This window comes from Pseudomonas sp. 8BK (genome assembly GCF_902506475.1).
In the GTDB taxonomy this organism is placed as follows: Bacteria; Pseudomonadota; Gammaproteobacteria; order Pseudomonadales; family Pseudomonadaceae; genus Aquipseudomonas; species Aquipseudomonas anguilliseptica.
In genome coordinates this window covers 41,311-64,420 of the sequence record NZ_LR733252.1, presented here as the reverse complement: position 1 = coordinate 64,420, position 23,110 = coordinate 41,311, and the positions used below count along the sequence as shown (strand labels likewise).

The 23,110-nt window shown below is 60.8% G+C and carries 18 protein-coding genes; 9 read left to right on the top strand and 9 right to left on the bottom strand.

The features are described from left to right. Position 1: 1 nt before the first annotated feature. From ACIN8IBEIGE_RS00295 to pilG, 7 genes are all read right to left on the bottom strand, one after another. Positions 2-1,021 (bottom strand): chemotaxis protein CheB, encoded by a 1,020-nt coding sequence (locus ACIN8IBEIGE_RS00295; protein ID WP_160012896.1) that lies wholly within the window; start codon positions 1,019-1,021, stop codon positions 2-4. Continuing rightward, positions 1,014-8,489 (bottom strand): Hpt domain-containing protein, encoded by a 7,476-nt coding sequence (locus tag ACIN8IBEIGE_RS00290; RefSeq protein WP_160016265.1) that lies wholly within the window; start codon positions 8,487-8,489, stop codon positions 1,014-1,016. The genes ACIN8IBEIGE_RS00295 and ACIN8IBEIGE_RS00290 overlap by 8 nt, the downstream gene beginning before the upstream one ends. Positions 8,490-8,682: 193 nt before the next feature. After that, positions 8,683-9,540 carry a protein-glutamate O-methyltransferase gene (locus ACIN8IBEIGE_RS00285; protein ID WP_160016264.1) on the bottom strand — a complete coding sequence of 286 codons (858 nt, stop codon included), beginning with the start codon at positions 9,538-9,540 and terminating at the stop codon, positions 8,683-8,685. Between the two features lie 68 nt (positions 9,541-9,608). Further along, positions 9,609-11,654 (bottom strand): methyl-accepting chemotaxis protein, encoded by a 2,046-nt coding sequence (locus ACIN8IBEIGE_RS00280; RefSeq protein WP_160012895.1) that lies wholly within the window; start codon positions 11,652-11,654, stop codon positions 9,609-9,611. 84 nt (positions 11,655-11,738) lie between these two features. Then, a complete protein-coding gene (locus tag ACIN8IBEIGE_RS00275) occupies positions 11,739-12,275 on the bottom strand; it encodes a chemotaxis protein CheW (protein ID WP_160012894.1) in 537 nt (178 codons plus the stop codon). A gap of 45 nt (positions 12,276-12,320) precedes the next feature. Continuing rightward, on the bottom strand, positions 12,321-12,686 hold the full coding sequence (gene pilH, locus ACIN8IBEIGE_RS00270; protein ID WP_108485952.1) for a twitching motility response regulator PilH: 366 nt from the start codon (positions 12,684-12,686) through the stop codon (positions 12,321-12,323). 47 nt (positions 12,687-12,733) lie between these two features. Then, positions 12,734-13,141 (bottom strand): twitching motility response regulator PilG, encoded by a 408-nt coding sequence (pilG, locus tag ACIN8IBEIGE_RS00265; protein WP_160012893.1) that lies wholly within the window; start codon positions 13,139-13,141, stop codon positions 12,734-12,736. Between the two features lie 240 nt (positions 13,142-13,381). Between pilG and gshB the strand changes: the two genes are divergently transcribed. From gshB to ACIN8IBEIGE_RS00230, 7 genes are all read left to right on the top strand, one after another. Continuing rightward, entirely contained in the window at positions 13,382-14,344 is a 963-nt protein-coding gene (gene gshB / locus ACIN8IBEIGE_RS00260) for a glutathione synthase (RefSeq protein WP_160012892.1), read from the top strand. 56 nt (positions 14,345-14,400) lie between these two features. Next, positions 14,401-15,297, top strand: coding sequence for an energy transducer TonB (locus ACIN8IBEIGE_RS00255; protein WP_160012891.1), 897 nt, complete (start codon positions 14,401-14,403; stop codon positions 15,295-15,297). A 73-nt stretch (positions 15,298-15,370) separates the two neighbouring features. Then, positions 15,371-15,940 carry a YqgE/AlgH family protein gene (locus ACIN8IBEIGE_RS00250; protein WP_160012890.1) on the top strand — a complete coding sequence of 190 codons (570 nt, stop codon included), beginning with the start codon at positions 15,371-15,373 and terminating at the stop codon, positions 15,938-15,940. Continuing rightward, positions 15,940-16,383, top strand: coding sequence for a Holliday junction resolvase RuvX (gene ruvX, locus ACIN8IBEIGE_RS00245; protein WP_160012889.1), 444 nt, complete (start codon positions 15,940-15,942; stop codon positions 16,381-16,383). The genes ACIN8IBEIGE_RS00250 and ruvX overlap by 1 nt, the downstream gene beginning before the upstream one ends. Before the next feature lie 31 nt (positions 16,384-16,414). Beyond that, positions 16,415-16,921: a bifunctional pyr operon transcriptional regulator/uracil phosphoribosyltransferase PyrR gene (pyrR, locus tag ACIN8IBEIGE_RS00240; RefSeq protein ID WP_160012888.1), complete on the top strand. Its 507-nt coding sequence runs from the start codon at positions 16,415-16,417 to the stop codon at positions 16,919-16,921. Positions 16,922-16,931: 10 nt separating this feature from the next. Then, positions 16,932-17,942 carry an aspartate carbamoyltransferase catalytic subunit gene (locus ACIN8IBEIGE_RS00235; protein ID WP_160012887.1) on the top strand — a complete coding sequence of 337 codons (1,011 nt, stop codon included), beginning with the start codon at positions 16,932-16,934 and terminating at the stop codon, positions 17,940-17,942. After that, positions 17,942-19,213: a dihydroorotase gene (locus tag ACIN8IBEIGE_RS00230; protein WP_160012886.1), complete on the top strand. Its 1,272-nt coding sequence runs from the start codon at positions 17,942-17,944 to the stop codon at positions 19,211-19,213. Before ACIN8IBEIGE_RS00235 ends, ACIN8IBEIGE_RS00230 begins: the two co-directional genes overlap by 1 nt. Positions 19,214-19,341: 128 nt before the next feature. On the opposite strand, the gene ACIN8IBEIGE_RS00225 is transcribed toward ACIN8IBEIGE_RS00230, so the two are convergent. Further along, the gene (locus ACIN8IBEIGE_RS00225; RefSeq protein ID WP_160012885.1) at positions 19,342-19,740 is read right to left on the bottom strand and encodes a TM2 domain-containing protein; all 399 of its coding nucleotides are present in this window, start codon (positions 19,738-19,740) and stop codon (positions 19,342-19,344) included. Positions 19,741-19,896: 156 nt separating this feature from the next. On the opposite strand from ACIN8IBEIGE_RS00225, the gene ACIN8IBEIGE_RS00220 reads away from it, so the two are divergent. Continuing rightward, complete coding sequence (locus ACIN8IBEIGE_RS00220) at positions 19,897-21,108, top strand: putative DNA modification/repair radical SAM protein (protein WP_160012884.1); 1,212 nt, start codon at positions 19,897-19,899, stop codon at positions 21,106-21,108. Then, positions 21,108-21,986, top strand: a complete 879-nt coding sequence (locus ACIN8IBEIGE_RS00215; RefSeq protein WP_160012883.1) for a TIGR03915 family putative DNA repair protein — start codon at positions 21,108-21,110, stop codon at positions 21,984-21,986. Before ACIN8IBEIGE_RS00220 ends, ACIN8IBEIGE_RS00215 begins: the two co-directional genes overlap by 1 nt. On the opposite strand, the gene ACIN8IBEIGE_RS00210 is transcribed toward ACIN8IBEIGE_RS00215, so the two are convergent. Further along, positions 21,952-23,097 carry a PilT/PilU family type 4a pilus ATPase gene (locus ACIN8IBEIGE_RS00210; protein ID WP_160012882.1) on the bottom strand — a complete coding sequence of 382 codons (1,146 nt, stop codon included), beginning with the start codon at positions 23,095-23,097 and terminating at the stop codon, positions 21,952-21,954. The two genes, ACIN8IBEIGE_RS00215 and ACIN8IBEIGE_RS00210, sit on opposite strands and share 35 nt — an antisense overlap. Between the last annotated feature and the right edge of the window lie 13 nt (positions 23,098-23,110).

Genomic DNA, 23,110 nt, shown 5'->3' with positions numbered 1-23,110 from the left:
ATTATCGGCACTGCTCGGCCAGGTGATTGACCAGCGCTTCGGCCAGCTCGCGTGGATCACCACTGAAGCTGCTGTAGCCGCCTTCACGCAGGCTGTCCGGCATACTCGGGCTGGCGCAGCTGTCCGCGCGCTGTGTCCAGATCACGCTGCCCTGGCGACGTACATAGGCGGCTGCGGCACTGCCGTCGCTGCCCATGCCACTGAAGGCGATTACACCGCTCAGCGCACCAAAATGCTGGGCCAGATTAAGCATCATCTGATCGATCGAAGGACTATAGGGTTCAGGCCAGCCGCGCTCGGAAATCTGCATCTGGCCATCATCACTGAAACCCAGTTCATGACTGATCGGCACTACGACGACTTCACCGCAACGCACCGGGTCGCCATGCCGCGCCGGATTCACATGCCACTGGCTGTGGCGTCCCACCGCTTGCGGCAGCGCGCTCTCGAAACTTGCATCGATATGCTGGGCATAGACAAAGCCCACCGGCAGACCGCCCGGCAAGGCATCGAGAAAGGCTTTTACAGCAGCTGGACCACCCAGGGAGGCCGCCAGCAACCACACCTGACGCGCCGGCTCGCCGGCTACCAGCGGGGTATCTGCCAGCGCGGCCGGCAGATCCAGGCGCGACGGCCGCTGCGCTTCAGCCAGCAAGGCTTCCAGGCTCGGGCCGACGGCCTGAGAGGGATCGCCGACAAGCTTCTTCAGTTTGCCAAACAGACGCCGCTCCCAGCGCGGGTAGTTTTCCGAGTGACGCTCAGGTGCGTGGCCTTCGCCAAACAGCACAGGAGCCGAGGCGCTTTCCATCAGGCTGTCGACCAGCGGCAAGTCTTCCGACTGTGCCAAGTCAACCAGCCACAGGTCAGTTTCGCAGGCGTTCAGAGTTTCCTGATCAAGGCGCGCCGGGTCACTGTTCATCACCACCTGATAGCCACTGCCGGTCAACGCCTGCTGCAGCACATGGCGCTGCAGCGAGGTATCGGCAATCACCGCGATGCGGGCTGCTGTTTTCTCACTCATTGCGGTTTACCGGGTGGCGGCCCACCAGTTGCTGAATGGTTTCAAGCAACAAGGACTCTTGGTAAGGCTTACCAAGGTACTCGTTGACGCCAATGCTCATGGCCCGCTCACGGTGTTTTTCACCGGTACGCGAGGTAATCATGATGATCGGCAGGTCTTTCAGGCCTTCGTCGTGGCGTACCAGGGTTGCCACTTCGAAGCCGTCCATGCGTGGCATTTCGATGTCCAACAGCATGATGTCGGGTTTGCGCTCCTGCAGCTGCGAGATGGCATCGACACCGTCCTTGGCGGTCAGCACGTTCATGCCGTTCCGCTCGAGCAGACGACTGGTGACCTTGCGCACGGTGACCGAGTCGTCGACCACCATGACCAGAGTCGGCCGATCCGCTTCGATCTCCGCCGCCGTTGCCGACTGCTTGAGCAGACGCGGTGTCAGTTGGGTAAGCAAATGCGCATGCAGCACGCGGATGGTCGCCAGCAAGTCAAGAATCACCACCACACGACCGTCACCGAGAATGGTCGCACCGGAAATTCCATGAACGCCGGCGAACTGCGGGCCAAGGCTCTTCACCACGATTTCCCGCGAGCCAGCCAGGGAGTCGACCTGCACAGCTACGGCATGCTCCTTGGAACGCACCAGAATCACCGGCAGCGGCAGGCTCTGGCCCACCAGCTTGGGCTGCTGACCATTGTTCAGCAGGTCGCCCAGGTAACGCAGTTCATAGCTCTGCCCGGCGTACTCGAAGCGCGGCGCATCGGGAGCGTAATAGGCTTCCAGCTCGTACGGCGACACCCGCACGATACCTTCGATGGTGTTCAGCGGAATGGCGTAGAGGTCTTCACCCGACAGCACCATCAGCGCGCGGTTGACCGACACGGTAAACGGCAGGCGAATGGTGAAGGTGGTGCCGGTGCCCGGGATCGACTCGATGCTCATCGAACCGCCGAGCTGCTTGACCTCGGAGTGGACCACGTCCATGCCCACGCCACGGCCGGATATCTGCGTCACTTTCTCGGCGGTAGAGAAACCGGCCTCAAGGATAAACTGCAGCACTTCGTAGTCGGTCAGATCCGAGTCGGCGTCCATCAAGCCGCGCTCGATGGCCTTGCGTCGCACCGCCTCTAGGCGAATACCACCACCGTCATCGGCCAGGGTCAGGACGATATCGCCGCCCTCACGACCCAGCGCCAGGCGAATGGTGCCCTGCTCCGGCTTGCCGGCAGCACGACGCACGTCGGCAGCTTCGATGCCGTGGTCGACCGCGTTACGCAGCATGTGTTCCAGCGGCGCGACGATGCGTTCGAGTACGGTACGGTCCATCTCCCCTTCGGCGTTGCCGACGACAAACTCGACTTGTTTGCCCAACTCACCGGAAATCTGCCGCACGATACGGCGCAGACGCGGCACCAGACGATCGAAGGGCACCATGCGCGTGCGCATCAGGCCTTCCTGCAGTTCGGAGTTGACCCGCGCTTGTTGCAGCAGCAGGGTTTCCGCATCGCGGTTACGCGCGGCCAGGGTTTCTTTCAAGTCGAGCAAGTCGGAAGCGGACTCGAACAATGCACGCGAAAGCTGCTGCAACTGCGAGTGACGGTCCATTTCCAGCGGGTCGAAATCCTCGTAGCCCATACGCTCGGCCTCAGCCTCAATACGGCTAAGAATCTGCGCCTGGGTTTCGGTATCGAGACGGCGCAACTGGTCGCGCACGCGGTCGATGGTGGCTTCCATCTCGCTGAGGGTGAAACCGAAGTCACTCACCTGCTGCTCGACCCGACCACGGAAAATCGAGGTTTCACCGGCCAGGTTGACCAGGCCTTCGAGCAATTCGGCTGGCACCTTGACCAACTCTTGCGGCGCCCGCCGCGAGGCCGCTTCCTGCGCAGCTTCTTCAGCGCGGCGCACGAACGGCAGCACTTTGGCCACCAGCTCCTGTGCTGGCATGGCACTGGCTGCAACAATCGGGGTGCTCAGCTCCGGCAGGCGCGGGGCTGGCTCGGCCACTGGTGCAGGCGCTTGCTGGCTTGCCGTATCGGCCACCAGGCTGTCATTCAGACGCTGACGCAGCGCGTCGAGCTCCTGCTGCAAGCCTTCGAAGCCTGACTGTACGTCGACAAACAGGCTCTGCGGCCAAGGCGCGCCCTGGGCTTGCGCTTCGGTCAGGTGCTGCTCGAGGCTGTGGGTCAAATCGCCCAGGCGCTTCTGCCCAGCCAGACGCGCACCACCTTTGAGGGTATGCAGGATGCGCAGCATATCGTCGATGGCGGCACCGTCCTCACGGTCAGCCTCCCAACGACCGATGGCGACTTCCATGGCTTCCAGCAGGTCATCACCTTCCTCGAGGAAGATGTCGAGGATGTCCGACTCGGCATCATCATCCTGCTGGGTTTCGGCGGCCTTGAGAGCAACCGCAGACGGCATGCTCAGTTGCTCATCCGGGTTGGCACGGAAGCGCTTGATGGTTTCGATCAGCGTCTCGCCACTCGGCACGCCGCGCTTGCCACGTACCGCTTCGAGCATCTCGGCCAGGCTGTCGTGACACGCCTGAAGTAGAGTGAACAGGTCCTGGCTGGCGCGCAAACGCCCTTGGCCAAGGCCTTCATAGAGGAACTCCAGCTCGTGGGCCAGATCACCGATCTCGCGGATCTCGGCCATACGTGCACCACCCTTGAGGGTGTGCAAATCACGCTGCAGCGACTCCAGCTCCAGGCTGTTGTTGACGTCGCCCATCCAGCGTTGCAACGCAGCACCGGCGCTGTCGATGATGTCGAAACCTTCCTCAAGGAAGATTTCCACCAACTCTGGATCACGCTCGTCATCAAATACGGCAGGCGCAGCAGCGACCGCAACCGATTCTGGCTCTGGCTCTGGCTCTGGCTCTGGCTCTGGCTCTGGCTCTGGCTCTGGCTCTGGCTCTGGCTCTGGCTCTGGCTCTGGCTCTGGCTCAGTGTCAGGGAGCTCAGCAGACTCGACTTCATTTTCAACAGCAAAGTCGACCAATGGCAGCTCATCGAGTTCTACAGCGGGTAACTCGAACTCGTCGATTTCCGACGCTTCGGTTACCACCGGCTCGCTATCCATTGGCTCCTGCGGTGCATCGGCCAGGATGCCAAAGTCGGTCTCTTCTTCAATCTCTGGCAGCTCAGCAGGCTCAGGCTCTGCCAGATCAAACGACTCGATCATCGGCACGGCTTCGGCTTCGGCTTCGGCTTCGGCTTCGGCTTCGGCTTCGGCTTCGGCTTCGGCTTCGGCTTCGGCTTCGGCAACAGGCTCGGAGATAGCCGGGCTCACAGGCAAGCTTTGCCCGCCACTCTGGCGGAAGCTGCGAATAGCTTCGATCAGTTCCTGCGGCGAATGCATGGCGGCGCGCACCTGCAGCTGCTCCAGCAGTTGCGCCAGAGAGTCATGGCTCTGCTGCAGCAGATTCGCCAGTGGCTGCGAGAAGCTGTAGCGGCGATCGACCAGGCCTTCGTACAGGGATTCGAGCTCATGAGCGAGATCGCCAATCGGGCGAATCTCGGCCATGCGTGCGCCCCCCTTGAGGGTATGCAGGTCACGTTGCAGCGAGGACAGCGCCGCTTTGTTGTCCGTGTCGGCCAACCAGCGCTCCAGCGCCTGGCCGGCGCTCTCCAGGATATCGACCGCTTCTTCGAGGAAGATCGACACCATTTCTTCGTCAAGCGCGTCGTAAAGCGAAGCTGCCGACGGCTCGGCCAGCGCTTCACTCTCGGCCTCAGCAGGCGCAGGCAGTTCTTCAACGTCGGGGGCGTCGAGCTCAAGCGGTTCAATCAGCTCATCTGGCTCAACCGGGCTGAGCTCTTCCAGTGCAGCAGTGGCATCAGCCAGCTCAACAATCTCGATACCGCTGTCACCGTTGTTCGACAGTAACGCCAGGGTATCTGGATCCAGCGCCTCCATCAGCAAGTTGCGCAGGGCGGTCACGCGCTCAGGAGCGGCACTCACCTGCAGCCCGGCAGCAACCTGATCCATCATGCCGATCAGGGTTTCATGGGCCTGTTCGGCTTCGCTGAAGAAGCGCTCGCTGACCGCCAGGCGGCCTTCTTCAACCGCACCATAGAGGTCGAGCAGGGCCTCGCAGAGTTCATCAATCTGCGGCAATTCGGCCATCTCAGCGCCACGGCCCAAGGTGGTCAGCTCGTCCAGCAGGGAACTCAGTTCCTGACGCTCGGCCGGGTGCTCGCGCCATTTGCGCAGCAGATCCTCGGCATCCAGCAGGATATCCATGCCTTCGGCGAGGAAGATGCTGATCATCTGCGGATCGCGCTTATCACCCTGATCACTTTGGCGGCTGTTTTCGGCATGCTCAAGGCGGTCACTGTGCAGCTTCTGCACGCGCTCAAGGAACTCGACAGCACCCGGTAAAACGGCCAGCGGCTGGCTTTCCAGCTGCTCAAGACCCAGACGGAAGAGTTTTTCGGCACTGCTGAGCAGTTCGGCTTCTGCCAGATCCATCGGGATCAGGTTGGTCTTGAATTCCTTGACCAGTTTTTCCAGCGGCGAAGCAATCTCGGCCACCGGCTGAATACCGGCCATCGAGGCACTGCCCTTGAGGGTGTGCAGGGCACGCTGCAGATCATCAGTAACCGGCTGCGGCAATTCCTGGGCACAGTCAGCCAGGAAGCCAACCAGAGTGTCGAGGTGCATTTCCGCTTCGTTGCGGAAAATCTCCAGCAACTGCGGATCTAGCCCGTTTTCATCCTCAACAACTTCGCCGGTAGCAACTGGACTGCCCTCGGGCTCCGCTACCAGCTCAACCGGGGCTTGAGGTTTTGGGAGGCTTCGGCCTTTAGCCAATGCGTGCGCCGTCGCGGCCAGATGATCAACATCGTCACGCTGACGTTGCGCTTTATTGGCAAATTCATCGACCAGGGCCGGCATCAGCGCGACCACATCGGCGATCACCTGCTGAACCTCAGCACCAGGTTGAATACTGCGGTCGAGCACGCGGTTGAGCAGGTTCTCAATCGACCAGCCCAGCTCGCCAATCACCAGAGCACGGACCATGCGCCCACTGCCCTTGAGGGTGTGGAAGGCCCGGCGGATTTCGGTCAGCGCGTCCTTGTTGTCAAGGTCGGCGCACCACTGCGGGAAGTACTCGCCAATGGTTTCCAGTACCTCACCCACTTCTTCGATAAAGACTTCCAGCAGCTCTTCATCGATCGGTTCTTCATCAGCCGGGGGCGGCAGCAGGCTTGGCGGTACATCGTGGGCAGGCGGGTTAATCGCCTGCACCGGAGCGGCCATCACATCCGCCATCGACAACGCTTTCTCGGCAACAGCCTGCTCGGGCTCTTCGCTCAGCGGAGCACTGGGCAGCTCGACCTCTGGTAACTCAAGGGCAGCCAGTTCGGCTTCATTCCACTTGGCCGGGCTGTCACTTTCATCAAGCTCAAAGCTGCCGAGTTGCAGCTCTTCACCTATGAACGGCTGTTCCTGCTGAGTGTCAGCGAGCGGCAGAGGCTCGGCATCAGGCAGATCGATACTGAAATCAATCAGTTCAAGATCAGCCGGCGGCGTTTCGTTAGCCCTCTCAGCCTCACCGGATGGCGCTTCAATCGTTGTCGAGTCCAGATCAGCAAACTCGGCACTGAAATCATCAGCCAGATCCAGGGACAATGGCTCTTCGACAACCGACTCAAGGCTCGGCTCGACCTCGGCCGTTGGCTCCGCCTCGGCACTGAGCACTTCCATATCGTCCAGTGGATCAGCCAGTGGCGCGATGGACTCTACTGGCGGCTCGACACGATCGAGAATCGAAGGCTTTTCTTTCAACGGATAACCCAGGCTTTCCAGGCTTTCCTCTGCCACATCGAGAATCAGGTCGCCTTGGGTCGCATGGTCTTCGGCCAAACGCTCGAGGTAGTACTCGACACTGGTGATGGCGTCCGCCAGGGTGTCGAGGTTCTGCCAGTTGGGCACGGCCTTGCGCGCCAGCAGCTGCTCCTGAATATAACGATTGCAGGCATTCAGCAGGTCAGCGGCACGCTGTAGCGGAATCATTGCCAGACCGCCACGCACTTGAGTCAGCAAATCGGGAACACGGGCCAGGTGCTCGTGGTTCCACTGCGAGGCGATAAATTCGATGATCGCGTCTTTGGCCTGTTCCAGACCGTTACGCGCTTCCTTGATCACCAGCTGGTGAATCTGTGCCACGTCGGTGGTCGGCAGATGGCTTTCTTCACGTCCGCCGTCCTGTGCAGGGCCGACCATGCCGGCTAGGGTGGCTTCGACGTAGAGCAAAGCACCGGCAACATCCATCAGCACCGCATCGCTCGGCTCGCCCTGGCCCTTGGCCAGACCATTAACTACATCGAGCTGGTCGACAATGACTTTGCGCGGCTGGCCGAAACCCAACACCGCGAGGGTGTCGGCAATCTGCTTGAGCGGTGCGGCAAGTGCATCCAGATCGGCGACCTGAGTACGGTCACTGCGCACGAACAGATCGAGGCTGTCCTTAACCCGCACCAGCTCTTCACAGAGTGCGGCGACCACCGAACGCATGGCGTCACGGTCCGGGCCAGCCAGGCGGGCCCGCTCTTCGTCGACAACATCGTTGTCCGGCAGCGCATCGTCGAGACGATATTGCTCTTTGAGATTGCGCACGCGCGGCGACTGCGCCGACGACTTGGCCACATAAAACAGCAGGTTCTTGCTCAGCTCGTCGGGAGCGGCCTGGTTAAGGCCATCAGCGCCCTGTTCCAGCAGGCGCTTGAGTTCTTTATCGACCTGACGCAACAGAGTACGAATCGAGGTGCCATTAGCCACGCTGCCATTGGCCAGTCCTTCGACCACGCCCGAGGCGATCTGCCACAGCGGGCCGAGCGGTGAGTCCTTGCAGAGGTTTTCCAGGCGCGCGAAAACCCGTGCCATATAGCCCAGGTTGGTCGGCAAGTCCTGGTTGCGAATGACCCCGACCAGAGCCATTTGCAGCATTTGCCGCAGCTTGCGCAGCAACACCGGCAGTTCGGCGGTGCGCAGCTGGTCAATGGTTTCATGGGGCAGCGCTGGCGTACGGCCGGACATATCCGGGGCAAACAGGCTGGTTTCCGACAGCAGTTTCTCCCCACGCGCAGCGCGCAGGTCGTTGAGCAGAGGCAGCACGACCATCGGCAGGTCGCGGCGGGCAGTCTGGATACGGTCAAGGTACACCGGCAGCTGCAGAATCGACTGCATCAGCACTTCCAGGGCTTCGCCCTGGTTGGTCACGCGGCCGTCAATCAGGGCACCGGCCAGCTGCTCCATTTCCTCAGCCAGCAGGGCCGCGCCGAAAAACTCGACCATCTGCAAGGTGCCGAGCACCTGATGCACATAGGTCTGGCAGAAACGCATACGCGTAGCGTCCTGGGGGTTCTCGACGAACGCCTCCAGCGCCTGACGCGCCTGCTTCAGGGTTTCCGCGATCTCGCCCTTAACCCATTCCAGGGCGACATAATCGTGCCGATCACCCATAGCCACTCCACTCATATACTTGGCTCTTCTGCCTTATCAAGCTGCTGAAAAACTACCTGCGTTGCCATTGCTGCCTTAAAAGCAGGCTCGAATGCGAGCCCAGTCGAACTGCTCATTTACAGCTCGTAAACTCCGCGTTCTCGCCTGCTGCTGCCTTGCACTGGCTGCCTCGCTTACGTTTTTCAACAGCCTGTTATCCCTTGCGGGTAAACGCCAGAACTCGCTCGTCGGCTACCGGGGTCAACTCCGGATGCTGCCAACCTGCCACTTCGCCCACTCCCACCACCAGTAGTCCTCCAGGCACCAGGCGCTCAGCCAGGCGGTTGAGGATCTCGCGGCGACGCCAGCGACGAAAATAGATCAACAAGTTCTGACAAAAAATAACGTCCATACCGGACATCGGTGCCTTAGCCAGCTCCAGCACATTGAGCCGGGCGCAACACACACGCGCGGCCAGCTGCGGCACCACTTTGAAACGTCCATCGCCCTGAGCCAGGAAGTAACGCTGGCACAGATCGTCATCCAACTGCTCCAGACGGCGCGCCCCGTACTGGCCATCACGCGCCTTGCTCAAGGCATTCAGGCTGATATCGGTGCCTGTTACCCCGAAATGATCCGGGTGTTCACTTTCACGCAGGACCTCGGACGCGCTGATGGCCAGCGAATAAGGCTCTTCGCCGCTGGCACAGCCCACGCTCCACAGCTCCCATGGCTGCGTCACGCCCTGCTGCAAACGTTCGCGCAAATAGCTTTCGAGCACCTCAAAGGAAGGGCGATGACGAAAGAAACGGGTTTCCTGCACAGTCAGCCGATCCAGCAGGGTCGACCACTCCACCGCACCGCGGGGGCCGTCGGTTACCTGCCGGTAGTACGTGGCGTAATCCATCACGCCCAGCTCGCGCATCCGCGCACTCAGATTGGTTTGCAGAAACGCCCGGCGCCGTTCATTGAGAACAACCCCAGTACGCTCCTCAAGCAGCATCTGCCAGTCACGAAACTCCGTGGCTGTCATATCCGCCAGAGGCTGCAAGGCCCAGACGCCTGACTGCATGTCGTGCCCCTCGCTCACGGCCATAGTCCTTGTGCGACAGGCTTTTCAGCCTGCCGCGCAGCACCTGATTAAGCCTGTTCCCCACCCGGCAAGGTAAAGCCGGATACCGACTTACGCATCTCACTGGCCATCTTGGCCAGGTTACCAATGCTCTTGGCGGTGGCAGTGGTACCGGAGGACGTCTGCGAGGTGATCTCCTGGATCACGTTCATCGTGTTAGAAATGTGGCCCGCCGACGATGCCTGCTGGCGAGCAGCGTTGGAGATGTTCTGAATCAAGGCCGCGAGGGTCTTGGATACCTTCTCGATCTCTTCCAGCGCGACCCCGGCGTCCTGCGCCAGACGAGCACCGCGCACCACTTCGGAAGTCGTTTGCTCCATCGAGATAACGGCTTCGTTAGTGTCGGTCTGAATCGTCTTAACCAGCGCTTCGATCTGCTTGGTTGCAGCAGAGGAACGTTCTGCGAGGCGTTGTACTTCGTCCGCTACCACGGCGAAGCCTCGACCCGCGTCACCGGCCATGGAGGCCTGGATCGCGGCGTTCAGTGCGAGGATGTTGGTCTGGTCAGCAATGTCGTTAATCAGGCTAACGATGTCACCGATCTCCTGGGACGATTCACCGAGGCGCTTAATACGCTTGGAGGTGTCCTGGATCTGCTCACGGATGTTATCCATGCCGGTGATGGTGTTGTGCACCACTTCGTTGCCCTTGTTGGCGATGGCTACGGAACGTTCCGCTACCGCGGAGGACTCCGAGGCGTTCGCCGATACCTGGTCAATCGACACAGCCATTTCGTTGATCGCTGCAGAAGCACCGGCAATTTCCTGGGCCTGGTGCTCGGAAGCTTCGGCCAGGTGCATCGCCGTAGCCTGGGTTTCCTGGGCTGCACCGGCTACCTGAACGGCGGTCAGGTTAATCGTTGCTACCAGGTCACGCAGCTGGTCGATGGAGTAGTTGATAGAGTCAGCGATGGCACCGGTAAAGTCTTCGGTTACCGTCGCGGCCACGGTCAAGTCACCGTCTGCAAGGTCGGCGATTTCGTCGAGCAGTCGCAGAATCGCCGCCTGGTTACGTTCGTTCTTCTCAGCGGTAGACGCCAGACGACGGTTGGTTTCCCGCACCATCACCAGGCCGATCAGGATGATCGAACCAAGCGCCAGAGCGCCAAGCACGTAACCAATCAGGGTGTTGATCGCACGGCCTGTGGCCAGGTCATCAAAACCGACAGCCAGGTTAGAAGCCTTGTCCAACAGGGTCTGCGAAACACTGAAGATCACGTTGGCCGATTCACGCACCTGGAACAATTCAGGCGAGGTTTCGAGAATCTCGTCCACCGAACCGGATACGAATTCGAACAGTTCGGAAATTTCCGCCAGACGCTCGAGGGCTTCCTCGTCGCTTACCTGGGTGATCTCCATGGCGGCGTTGCCTTCAAGCATCGCACTCAATACGCGACCGAAGAGGCTGGCATCACGACCGAACATGTCAGCGGCCTGTACCGAGTCTTGGTCACCGGCAAGTACCTTGTTTACCGAACCCAGAATACGTTCTGCCAGCAAGGATTGACGCTGAGCAACCGAGACCTGAGCCGCCGGCGCACCGCTTTCCAGCAGGATGTCGACCACTTCTTCGTACTCGACCTGCAGCTGCGGAATGGTTTCCGCCAGGGTGGCAGCTACCTGGTGCAACGACAGTACGGTCTGTTCGTTGGCCAGAATGGCGTCGGTGTTCTGCCGCAGCGTATCCCAGTCCTGCTGTACTACAGCAATCTGTGGCTGCAGGGATTCCGGCGCTGCGGGCAGCCCGCTTTCCTCGTTACCGTCGGTCAAATAACCCCAGCGGGTCTGGAAGTCGTTACGCGCATCACGCAGCAAGGCGAACGCTTCGGCCGTACCGGCCGCCGCTTCCGTGGAGTTTTTCGCGATACGCTGGGACAGTACGCGCAGCTCACCGGCGTGACCGATGTACTCCGTGTCGTAGTTGGATTGGGTGTTGATGTAGGCGAAGTTGGCGAACAACAACACGATCGAAACGATCAGGACAATAAACAGCCCCGCGATCAATGTGCTACTGCGCGCACCTGCTAACAAATTACCTGCATTTAGTTTTTTCATTTACTGGCCCCCGCCTGGACCGACCGCACTACGGTTCCCATGTAACGCCAAAAGGCCGGCAAAGCCGACCCCACCGATAAACTGTTAATACGCCACGTCGAGAAAACCCGGATTCTGGGCCAGCGCGTGTGGGCTGAACACCAACCAGGGCTGTTCACGTTGAAATACTCCGTGGATAAAAGGTGCTATGGACGCCTCGAGCGGCGGCAGCTGCTCAGAGAAGGTGTCCACAGGAAAATGCTGCATGCCGAACACTTCATCGACCGTCAGGCCGGCAAAGACTTCCTGGTGATCGACCACCAGCACTCGGCGTTTCTTGCGCAGTGGCGACAGTTCACTGCCGAAAAAACCGCACAGGTCCATCACCGGCAACAGGCGACCACGTACGTTGGCCACGCCCTTGACCCAGTTTTTCACGCCAGGCAGCAGGGTATGGCGCGGCTCATGCAACACCTCGCCAACCTCGCCCATGGGCGCGACGAAAAAACGCTCACCCATGCGAAAACCGATACCACTCCAGGTCTGCACCACCGCTTGCTGCGAAGGCAAGCCAGCAGCCAGTGAACGACAGAGCCTGTCGATATCCTGAAGTGTTTGAAAAGGTGTTTGCGCGTCCGACATGCCAGCTGCGGCCTTATTCTTTTTAAATTGCGGACTGACCTGGTCTTAACCGGCCAATACCGCATTCAAGGTTTTAACCAGGGTTTCTTCATCAACCGGTTTGGTCAGGTAATCCTTCGCACCCTGGCGCTTACCCCAGACCTTATCGGTTTCCTGATCCTTGGTGGTGACGATAATCACCGGGATGTGGCTGGTGTCCGCATCCTTGGTCAGCTGGCGGGTCGCCTGGAAGCCATTGAGGCCTGGCATAACGATATCCATCAGCACGGCGTCGGGCTTTTCCTGGCGAGCCAGAGCAACGCCGTCGGCACCATTTTCCGCCTTGAGTACCTGATGGCCGTGCTTTTCCAGCATGGCGGTCAGTTTGTACATTTCAGTCGGCGAGTCATCAACAATCAGAATTCGAGCCATGGTGTTTCCCAATACTTTAAAAAGGCGCTCAGCTGTTCAGCCAGGCGTCAGGACGCTTGTTCCACAGGTACAAAGTCAGGCACATGGGCTTTGATCGCACCGAGCAGCTCTTCTTTACTGAAGGGCTTGGTCAGGTATTGATCGGAACCGACAATTCGCCCCTTGGCTTTGTCGAACAGGCCGTCTTTGGAAGACAGCATGATCACCGGAGTGGATTTGAAAGCGCTGTTGTTCTTGATCAGGGCACAGGTCTGATAGCCATCGAGCCGCGGCATCATAATGTCGACAAAGATGATGTTCGGATGGGTATCGGCGATCTTTGCCAAAGCATCGAAGCCGTCAACTGCAGTAATTACCTCGCAGCCCACCTTTTTCAGCAGGGTTTCCGCGGTACGACGAATCGTTTTCGAATCGTCGATCACCATCACCCTCAAACCCTCGGAATGCTGTTCCATGTTTGCCCTACCATCGCCTCGGTGAGTCGTTATTTTTGCGTTATATCAGTGCGCCTGAGGCCCTGTCACCGACGGGCTACAACCCAATCGTCGGGCCTTTTTAGCACACTCTCCAGATGCAATCTATAAGCCGCGCGGGGCCAAGTTTTTTCCTTGACCACCCGACTTGTCAGCGCCACCCTGACGCCACATCACGTCTTAGCACACTTTAATAGCTGCCATTTTACGGAGAACACCGCCATGAGCGTCCGCCTCGGCATTGTCATGGACCCCATCGCCCAGATCGCCTTCAAGAAGGACAGCTCGCTGGCCATGTTGCTGGCCGCCCAAGCGCGCGGCTGGACCCTCTTCTATATGGAACAAAAAGATCTTTACCAAGCCAAGGGCGAAGCACGCGCTCGACTTTCAGAGCTTAGCGTATACAACGACCCTCAGCGCTGGTTCGAACTGGGTAACGAGCACGATATCGCATTAAGCGAGCTGGACGTGATCCTGATGCGCAAGGATCCGCCCTTCGATAACGAGTTTGTCTACTCCACCTACCTGCTGGAGCAAGCCGAGCAAGCAGGCGTTCTGGTGGTCAACCGCCCGCAAAGTCTGCGCGACTGCAATGAAAAGTACTTTGCCACCCAGTTCAGCCAATACACTCCGCCGACCGTGGTCAGCCGTAGGGCCGACATTCTGCGCGAGTTTGCCAAAGAGCAGCGTGACATCATTCTCAAACCCCTCGATGGAATGGGCGGATCGATGATATTTCGTCACCGCGAAGGCGATCCAAACCTTTCCGTGATTCTCGAGACTCTGACCAATCATGGTCAGCAGCAGATCATGGCCCAAGGTTACCTGCCTGCAATCAAGGATGGTGACAAGCGCATCCTGATGATCGACGGCGAGCCGGTGCCTTATTGCCTAGCACGCATTCCAGCGGCAGGCGAAACCCGCGGCAACCTCGCTGCCGGCGGCCGCGGCGAAGCCAGACCGCTGAGCGAGCGCGACCGTGAAATCGCCGCCGCAGTCGGCCCAACTCTGCGTGAGAAAGGCCTGCTGTTTGTCGGCCTGGACGTGATCGGTGAGCATCTGACCGAGATCAACGTGACCAGCCCGACCTGCATCCGCGAGATCGACGCTGCTTTCGATACACGTATCGGCGAGCAGCTGATGAACAAGATTGCCGAGAAGCTCAATGCGCGCAGTGCTTCATAGACTTTTCCATGCGCCCTCGGCAGACTGCGCGGCAACCTGAGCAGACCCGATATGCGATGAACGCAGCAGCCCAACTCCCTGAACTTTCCAGCGCCGGCGTACAGCCGGCTGACCGCCTGGGCTTTACCCTATTCCTCGCTGCGGTGCTGCATGCCGCACTGATCCTCGGCCTGGGCTTTACCCTGGCCGAGCCGAGCCAGATCAGCAAAACCCTGGAAATCACCCTGTCCACCTTCAAGAGCGAAGAAAAGCCCAAAGAGGCCGACTTCCTCGCCCAAGACAACCAGCAAGGCAGCGGCACTCTGGAACATAAGGCCGCACCGAAAACCACCGAGCAGGCACTGTTTCAGGACAGCGAAGTCAAGCGCATCACCCCGCCGGCATCGCCGCAACAGCCAGCAGTACGCCAGCAAGCACCGAAAGCTGCCGTCGCCACCCGAGCCCCACAGCAGCAGAAAACCCCGGTAAAGCGCGAAGAAGCCAAGCCAACGCCGCAAGCCCGACCAGCACCGGTGTTCGACAGTGCTCAGTTGTCGTCGGAAATCGCCAGCCTGGAAGCCGAACTGGCCCAGGAAGTTCAGCAATACGCCAAGCGCCCGAAGATCCATCGCCTGAATGCCGCCTCGACCATGCGCGACAAAGGTGCCTGGTATAAAGATGAGTGGCGCAAAAAGGTCGAGCGGGTCGGCAACCTCAACTACCCGGATGAAGCGCGCCGCCAGGGCATCTACGGCAGCCTGCGCCTGCTGGTGTCGATCAACCGCGACGGAACTTTGTATGAAGTACAAGTACTGGAATCCTCCGGCCAGCGCACGCTCGACCAAGCCGCCCTGCGCATCGTGCGCCTGGCCGCGCCGTTCGCGCCGTTTACCGGCGACCTGGCCGATGTCGACCGCCTGGAAATCATCCGCACCTGGCGCTTCGAGCGCGGCGACCGCCTGTCGAGCAACTGATCAGGCAGACTTTTACCGGCCGCAACAAGCGCAGCGCTTGAAGCCAATGGCCTGAAGCCTGAAACTAACGCCCATGAAAGACGCCAGCCCCAGCTACCTCAAGCACCACTTCCTGATTGCCATGCCGCACATGGCCGATCCGCATTTCGCGCAGACCGTCACCTACCTGATCGACCATAACGAGTTTGGCGCCATGGGCCTAGTGATCAACAAGCCCAACGGCCTTAACCTGGCTGACGTACTCGAACAGCTGCGCCCGGACGACGAGCCGCCAGTGCTGTGCCAGAGCCTGCCGATCTTTACCGGCGGGCCAGTACAGACTGATCGTGGCTTTGTTCTACACCCCAGCGGCCCGCAATTTCAGGCAACCCTGGAGCTGGGCGAGCTGGGTCTGTCGACATCGCAGGACGTGCTGTTCGCCATCGCCGACGGCACCGGCCCGGAGAAATACCTGATCACCCTCGGTTATGCCGGCTGGGAGGCTGGGCAGCTGGAAGCCGAACTGGCCGACAACGCCTGGCTGACCTGCCCGGCCGACAACGCCATCCTTTTCGACCTGCCCTTCGACCAGCGCCTGAACGCCGCCGCCGCGCGCCTGGGCGTCAATCTCAGTTTGCTTACCTCACAAGCCGGGCACGCCTGATGGCCGAGGCGAATACAAAACCGCTGCGCCTGCTGCTGGGCTTCGATTACGGCAGTAAACAGATCGGCGTTGCGGTCGGCCAGGTCATCACCGGCCAGGCCCGCGAGCTGTGCATCCTCAAGGCGCAAAACGGCGTGCCGGATTGGCAGAAGGTCGAAGCGCTGATCAAGGAATGGCAGCCGGACGCCATCGTCGTGGGCCTGCCACTGAACATGGACGGCACGAAAAGCGAAATGAGCGACCGTGCCGAGAAATTTGCCCGCCGCCTTAACGGCCGCTTCAACCTGCCCGTGCACACCCACGACGAACGCCTGACTACCTACGAGGCCAAGGGCCAGCGCCTGCAGCAGGGGCAGAACAGCGGCTACCGCGAACGCCCGGTCGATGCGCTGGCCGCAGCCTTACTCCTACAAGGTTGGCTTGAAGAAAATTGCCTGGACTAAGCCCCACTGAGATTGCATCTGGAGTGTTGCCATGAGCTTACCCAACCCAGCCGAACTGCTACCGCAAATGGCCGCCGCCCTGACCAGCCACCTGAATCAGCGGCAGATCAGCGAACCGCGCTTTATCGGCATCCGCACTGGCGGCGTCTGGGTCGCCCAAGCGCTGCTGGAAGCCCTGGGCCGCGACGACGCACTGGGCATTCTCGATGTGTCCTTCTACCGTGACGACTTCACCCAGAACGGCCTACACCCGCAGGTGCAACCCTCCGAGCTGCCGTTCGAGATCGAAGGCCAGCACCTGGTGCTGATCGACGACGTGCTGATGAGCGGCCGCACCATCCGCGCCGCCCTCAACGAACTGTTCGATTACGGCCGCCCGGCCAGCGTAACCCTGGTCAGCCTGCTTGACCTGAATGCCCGCGAGCTGCCGGTGCGCCCGGATGTGGTCGGCGCGACCCTGTCGCTGGACGGTGACCAACGGGTAAAATTGTCCGGCCCCACGCCGCTGACCCTCGAACTCCAGACGCTTGCCAACTGAGACTCGCCAGATGACGACCATAGCCGCCAAGCGCCCGCTGCAGCTGAATGACCAAGGCCAACTGCGCCACTTCCTGTCCCTCGACGGCCTGCCGCGCGAGTTGCTGACGGAAATCCTCGATACCGCTGACTCCTTCCTCGAAGTCGGCGCCCGCGCGGTGAAGAAAGTCCCGCTGCTGCGCGGCAAGACCGTGTGCAACGTGTTCTTCGAGAACTCCACGCGCACCCGCACCACCTTCGAGCTGGCGGCCCAGCGCCTATCGGCCGACGTGATCAGCCTTAACGTATCTACCAGCTCAACCAGCAAGGGCGAGACGCTGTTCGACACCCTGCGCAACCTCGAAGCCATGGCTGCCGACATCTTCGTCGTGCGGCATGCCGACTCCGGTGCCGCGCACTTTATTGCCGAGCATGTGTGCCCGAACCTGGCGATCATCAATGGCGGCGACGGCCGTCACGCACACCCGACCCAAGGTATGCTCGATATGCTGACGATTCGCCGGCATAAAGGCAGCTTCGAGAACCTTTCGGTGGCGATCGTCGGCGATATCCTCCATTCGCGAGTGGCACGCTCGAATATGCTCGCGCTGAAAACCCTCGGCTGCCCGGATATCCGCGTAATTGCGCCAAAAACCCTGCTGCCTGTCGGCATCGAGCAATACGGCGTGACCGTTTACAGCGACCTCGCCGCCGGCCTCAAGGACGTCGACGTGGTGATCATGCTGCGCCTGCAGCGTGAACGCATGACCGGCGGCCTGCTGCCGAGCGAAGGCGAGTTCTACCGCCTGTTCGGCCTCACCGTAGAACGCCTGAAACTGGCCAAACCGGATGCCCTGGTGATGCATCCGGGCCCGATCAACCGTGGCGTAGAGATCGAGTCGGCAGTGGCCGACGGCCCGCAGTCGGTGATTCTCAACCAGGTCACCTACGGCATCGCCATCCGCATGGCCGTGCTGTCCATGGCCATGAGCGGACAGACCGCGCAGCGCCAACTCAATCAAGATGCCGAGGAGCAGAACTGATGCGTATGCGTATCCTCGGAGCCCGGGTAATCGACCCCAATAGCGGCTTCGATCAGCAGGCTGATCTGTACATCGAAGGCGGCAAAATCATCGCCATCGGCCAGGCACCCGCCGACTTCGTCGCCGAGCAGAGCATCGAGGCCCAGGGCCTGGTTGCAGCGCCCGGACTGGTCGACCTTAACGTTGCCCTGCGCGAGCCGGGTTACAGCCGTAAAGGCAGCATCGCCACGGAAACCCTGGCGGCCGCGGCCGGCGGCGTGACCAGCCTGTGCTGCCCACCGTTTACCAAACCAGTGCTGGACACACCGGCGGTGGCCGAGCTGATTCTCGACCGCGCCCGCGAGGCCGGACACACCAAGGTGTTCCCGATTGGCGCCCTGAGCAAAGGCCTGGAAGGCGAGCAGCTGGCCGAACTGGTCGCGCTGCGCGACGCCGGTTGCGTGGCTTTCGGCAACGGCCTGAACAGCTTCCGTAACAATCGCACCCTGCGCCGCGCTCTGGAATATGCTGCGACTTTCGACCTGACGGTGATCTTCCACTCCCAGGACCATGACCTGGCCGAGGGCGGCCTGGCCCACGAAGGTGCAACGGCGAGCTTCCTCGGCCTGCCGGGCATTCCCGAAACGGCCGAGACGGTGGCCCTGGCTCGCGACCTGTTGCTGGTCGAGCAGACCGGCGTGCGCGCGCATTTTAGCCAACTGACCAGCGCCCGTGGCGCCCAGCTGATCGCCGACGCCCAAACCCGTGGCCTGCCAGTCACCGCCGATGTAGCGCTGTATCAGCTGATCCTCACCGATGAGGCACTGAGCGATTTCTCCAGCCTGTACCACGTGCAGCCACCGCTGCGCACTGCAGCCGACCGCGACGGTCTGCGTGCCGCAGTGAAAAGCGGAGTGATCTCAGCCATCTCCAGCCACCATCAGCCGCATGAGCGCGACGCCAAACTGGCGCCCTTTGGTGCCACCGAACCGGGTATCAGCAGCGTACAACTACTGCTGCCGCTGGCCATGAGCCTGGTGCAGGACGGCCTGCTCGACCTGCCCACCCTGCTCGCTCGCCTGAGTGCCGGCCCAGCGCAAGCGCTGCGCCTGCCCGCCGGCAAACTGAGCGTGGGCGCACCCGCCGACCTGCTGCTGTTTGACCCGCAGGCCTCGACCCTGGCCGGTGAAGCCTGGTATTCGAAAGGGGCCAACTGCCCGTTTATCGGCCACTACCTGCCGGGCGCAGTTCGTTACACCCTGGTGGATGGGCATATCAGTTACAGAGCCTGACTCATCGCCGCATAAAGAATCGCCGGGAGCGATTTTTGACGTCGCGCAGCGACGGCCCGCTGGGTGCTCTCCATGGATGGCAGAGCACAAAAAGCCCGCCAATAGGCGGGCTTTTTTATGTTTGAGGTTCAGGCGCGCTCAGCGTTCTTGATCGACACCTGGGTGTTCAGCGTCCAGAAGTCATAGAGCACGCCGAGCAGAAACAGACCGCCGGTAAACAGGTAGATGATCCCGGTAATCCACTTGCCCTGATACATACGATGCACCCCGAAGATGCCGAGGAAGGTCAGCAGGATCCAGGCCACGTTGTAATCGGTATCGCCGGCGGTAAAGCGTAGATCGGCTTCGCGATCCATAGCCGGGATCAGAAACAGGTCGACGATCCAGCCAATAAACAGCAGGCCGAAGGTGAAGAACCAGATGGTTCCGGTCACCGGTTTGCCGTAATAGAAACGGTGCGCGCCGAGAAAACCGAAAATCCACAGCAGGTAACCGATAAATTTGCTGTGCGTGTCCTGTCGCTGCATAGGTGTGCCTCCTGATGGCTGATAACGCTTTGACGCCACACTCTACGTAAGGTTCGCCGCCTGGGGAAATCCGCGACACGTTCAGTCATCCCAACGCTTGATGCCTGCTAAAGATTGCTAAATACTGTATGAATAACCAGTTAAGCAGGCAACACCATGCAACTGATCGAAAAACTCACCGTACTCGCCGACGCCGCCAAGTACGACGCTTCCTGCGCCAGCAGCGGCGCGCCCAACCGCAGCTCCAAGGGCAAGAGCGGCATCGGCTCGACCAACGGCATGGGCATCTGCCACAGCTTTACCCCGGATGGGCGCTGCGTGGCGTTGCTGAAGATCCTGCTGACCAACTTCTGCCTGTATGACTGCCAGTACTGCGTCAACCGCCGTTCCAGCGACGTGCCACGTGCGCGCTTTACCCCGGAAGAAGTGGTGGCCCTGACCCTGGACTTTTACAAGCGCAATTGCATCAGCGGGCTGTTTCTCAGCTCGGGGATTATCCGCTCGGCCGACTACACCATGGAGCAGCTGATTCGTGTGGCCAAGCTGCTGCGTGAAGAGCATGAGTTCCGTGGCTATATCCACCTCAAGACCATTCCCGATGCCGACCCGCTGCTGATCGCCGAAGCCGGGCGTTATGCCGACCGCCTCAGTGTGAATATCGAGCTGCCCACCGAAAGCAGCCTGATCCGTCTGGCCCCTGAAAAGCAGGTGCGCACCATCAAGCAGGCCATGCACTCGATCCACCAGGGCGAGAGCGAGGCGCGCGCAGAGCTACGGGCGCCACGCTTCGCTCCCGCCGGCCAGAGCACACAGATGATCATCGGCGCCGACGCCACCGATGACAGCACCATTCTGCACACCGCCGCCTCGCTCTACGGCAACTACCGCCTGCGCCGGGTGTATTATTCGGCGTTCAGCCCAATCCCGAAGAGCCCGAATACCGTGCCCTTTGAAGCGCCGCCCTTGCTACGCGAGCACCGCCTGTATCAGGCCGATTTTCTCCTGCGCGGCTACGGCTTCGAGGTGGGGGAGTTGCTCAGCGGCCCCGGCAACCTGGCCCTGGACATCGATCCGAAACTGGCCTGGGCGCTGAACAACCGTGAGCACTTCCCCGTTGACCTCAATCGCGCCGACCCCGCCATGATCGCCCGCGTGCCGGGTATCGGTGTGCTCAGCGCCAAGCGGCTGGTCGCTCTGCGCCGGCAGAAACGCATTCGTTTCGACGACCTGACGCGCCTGCGCTGCGCCCTGGAAAAGGCCAAGCCCTTTATCGTCACCCAGGACTATCGCCCCCTGCAGGCCAGCTGCGAATCCCTGCTGCTGCGTCAGCAACTCAGTGAAACGCCCGCACAGATGGCGCTGTGGTAATGCACAGCGTGCAATTCGATGGCAGCTTTGCCGGCTGGCGTGAGGTCGCCAGAAGCCTGTTGCAGCAAGGCCTGCCACCACATCAGATCACCTGGCTGACTGACGGCGACAATGGCGGACTGTTCGATCACAGTCCGCCACCCAGCAGCCCACCAGCAGCGGCACCGCCACTGCGTATCCCCAAGCAGCTGCTGGAACTGCTGCAGAACGCCGCACGCTTTCGCGTCGAGGATCGCTGGAGCCTGCTCTATCGGGTTCTCTGGCGCGTCGCTCAGGGCGATCGCGCCGCCATGCTGCCCGGGGACATTGACGGCAGCCAGCTACATAAACGGCTCAAGGCGATAGGCCGCGAGGCCCATCATCTGCATGCCTTTCTGCGCTTTCATCCGCGACCGGAAAGCGCCGAAGGGCCACAACTGGTGGCCTGGTATGAGCCCGCCCACGACATTCTGGCCAGTGCCAGCGGACACTTCGCCGAACGCCTGGGGCGCAGTACCTGGCTGATTGCCACACCGGATGACGGCGTGTATTGGGATGGCCAGCGCCTGCACTACCAGCGGCCTTGCCCGAGTGAGTGGCAACGCCTGGCGCAAGCGCCCGAGGATGAGGGAGAAGCACTGTGGCTGGCCTATTACGGCAGCACCTTCAATCCCGCGCGCCTGAATCGCAGCGCTCTGGAAACCAGCATACCCGTGCGATTCTGGAAAAACCTGCCGGAAGGTCCGCTAATCCCACAGCTGATGAGTCAGGCCCGCGCTGGCGCGCAACGCGATGGCCAAGCGGAAACGGTTTCGCGCCAGGGCGGCAAACGCATTCGCCGCGCTGGCGCGCAAGCGCCGGACGTCAGCGGAAGCGCCGACCCGGCTCTTCGTCGCTGATTTCCAGCGACAGCCCCTGGGCCATGCTGCTCAGGTGGTCGCCATCGGTTTCCGAACCAAGCTTGATCATCAGACGCAGGTCGTTGGCTGAATCCGCATACAGCAGCGCGTCTTCGTAAGTGATTTCGCCCTGGCTGTAGAGGTTGTACAGCGCCTGGTCGAAGGTCTGCATGCCCTGCTCGGTGGAGCGTTTCATCAGCGCCTTGAGCTCGTGCACCTCGCCCTTGCGGATCAGGTCAGCGGCCAGCGGGGTGTTGATCAGCACTTCGATTACGGCGCGACGCCCCTTGCCGTCGGGAGTCGGAATCAGTTGCTGGGCGACGATGGCCTTGAGGTTGAGCGACAGGTCCATCCACACCTGGTTCTGCCGATCCGCCGGGAAGAAGTTGATGATGCGGTCCAGCGCCTGGTTGGCGTTGTTGGCGTGCAGCGTAGCCAGGCACAGGTGACCGGTTTCGGCGAAGGCCACGGCGTGGTCCATGGTCTCGCGGGTACGCACCTCACCGATCAGAATCACGTCCGGCGCCTGGCGCAGGGTGTTCTTCAGCGCCACTTCGAAGGACTCGGTGTCGATGCCCACTTCACGCTGGGTGACGATGCAGCTCTGGTGCTGGTGGATATATTCGATCGGGTCTTCGATGGAGATGATGTGGCCGCTGCTGTTCTTGTTGCGGTAGCCGATCATCGCCGCCAGGGAAGTCGACTTACCGGTACCGGTCGCACCGACGAACAGCACCAGACCGCGTTTGGTCAGGGCAAGTTTCTTCAGTACTTCCGGCAGCTTCAGCTCGTCCAGCGTCGGGATATTGGTCTCGATGCGGCGCAACACCATGCCGGCCAGGTTGCGCTGGTAGAAGGCACTGACGCGGAAACGACCGACACCACGGGCGCTGATGGCGAAGTTGCATTCGTGGTTTTCGGCAAAATCGCGGCGCTGCTGCTCGTTCATTACCGAATGCACGGTTTCCCGGGTCTGCTCCGGCGACATGGGCGTCTTGGTGATCGGCATGATCTTGCCGTTGACCTTCATCGACGGCGGTACGCCAGCGGTAATAAACAGGTCGGAGCCGCCCTTTTCCACCATCAGGCGCAGCAGTTTTTCGAATTCCATCGTTGTTCGCCCA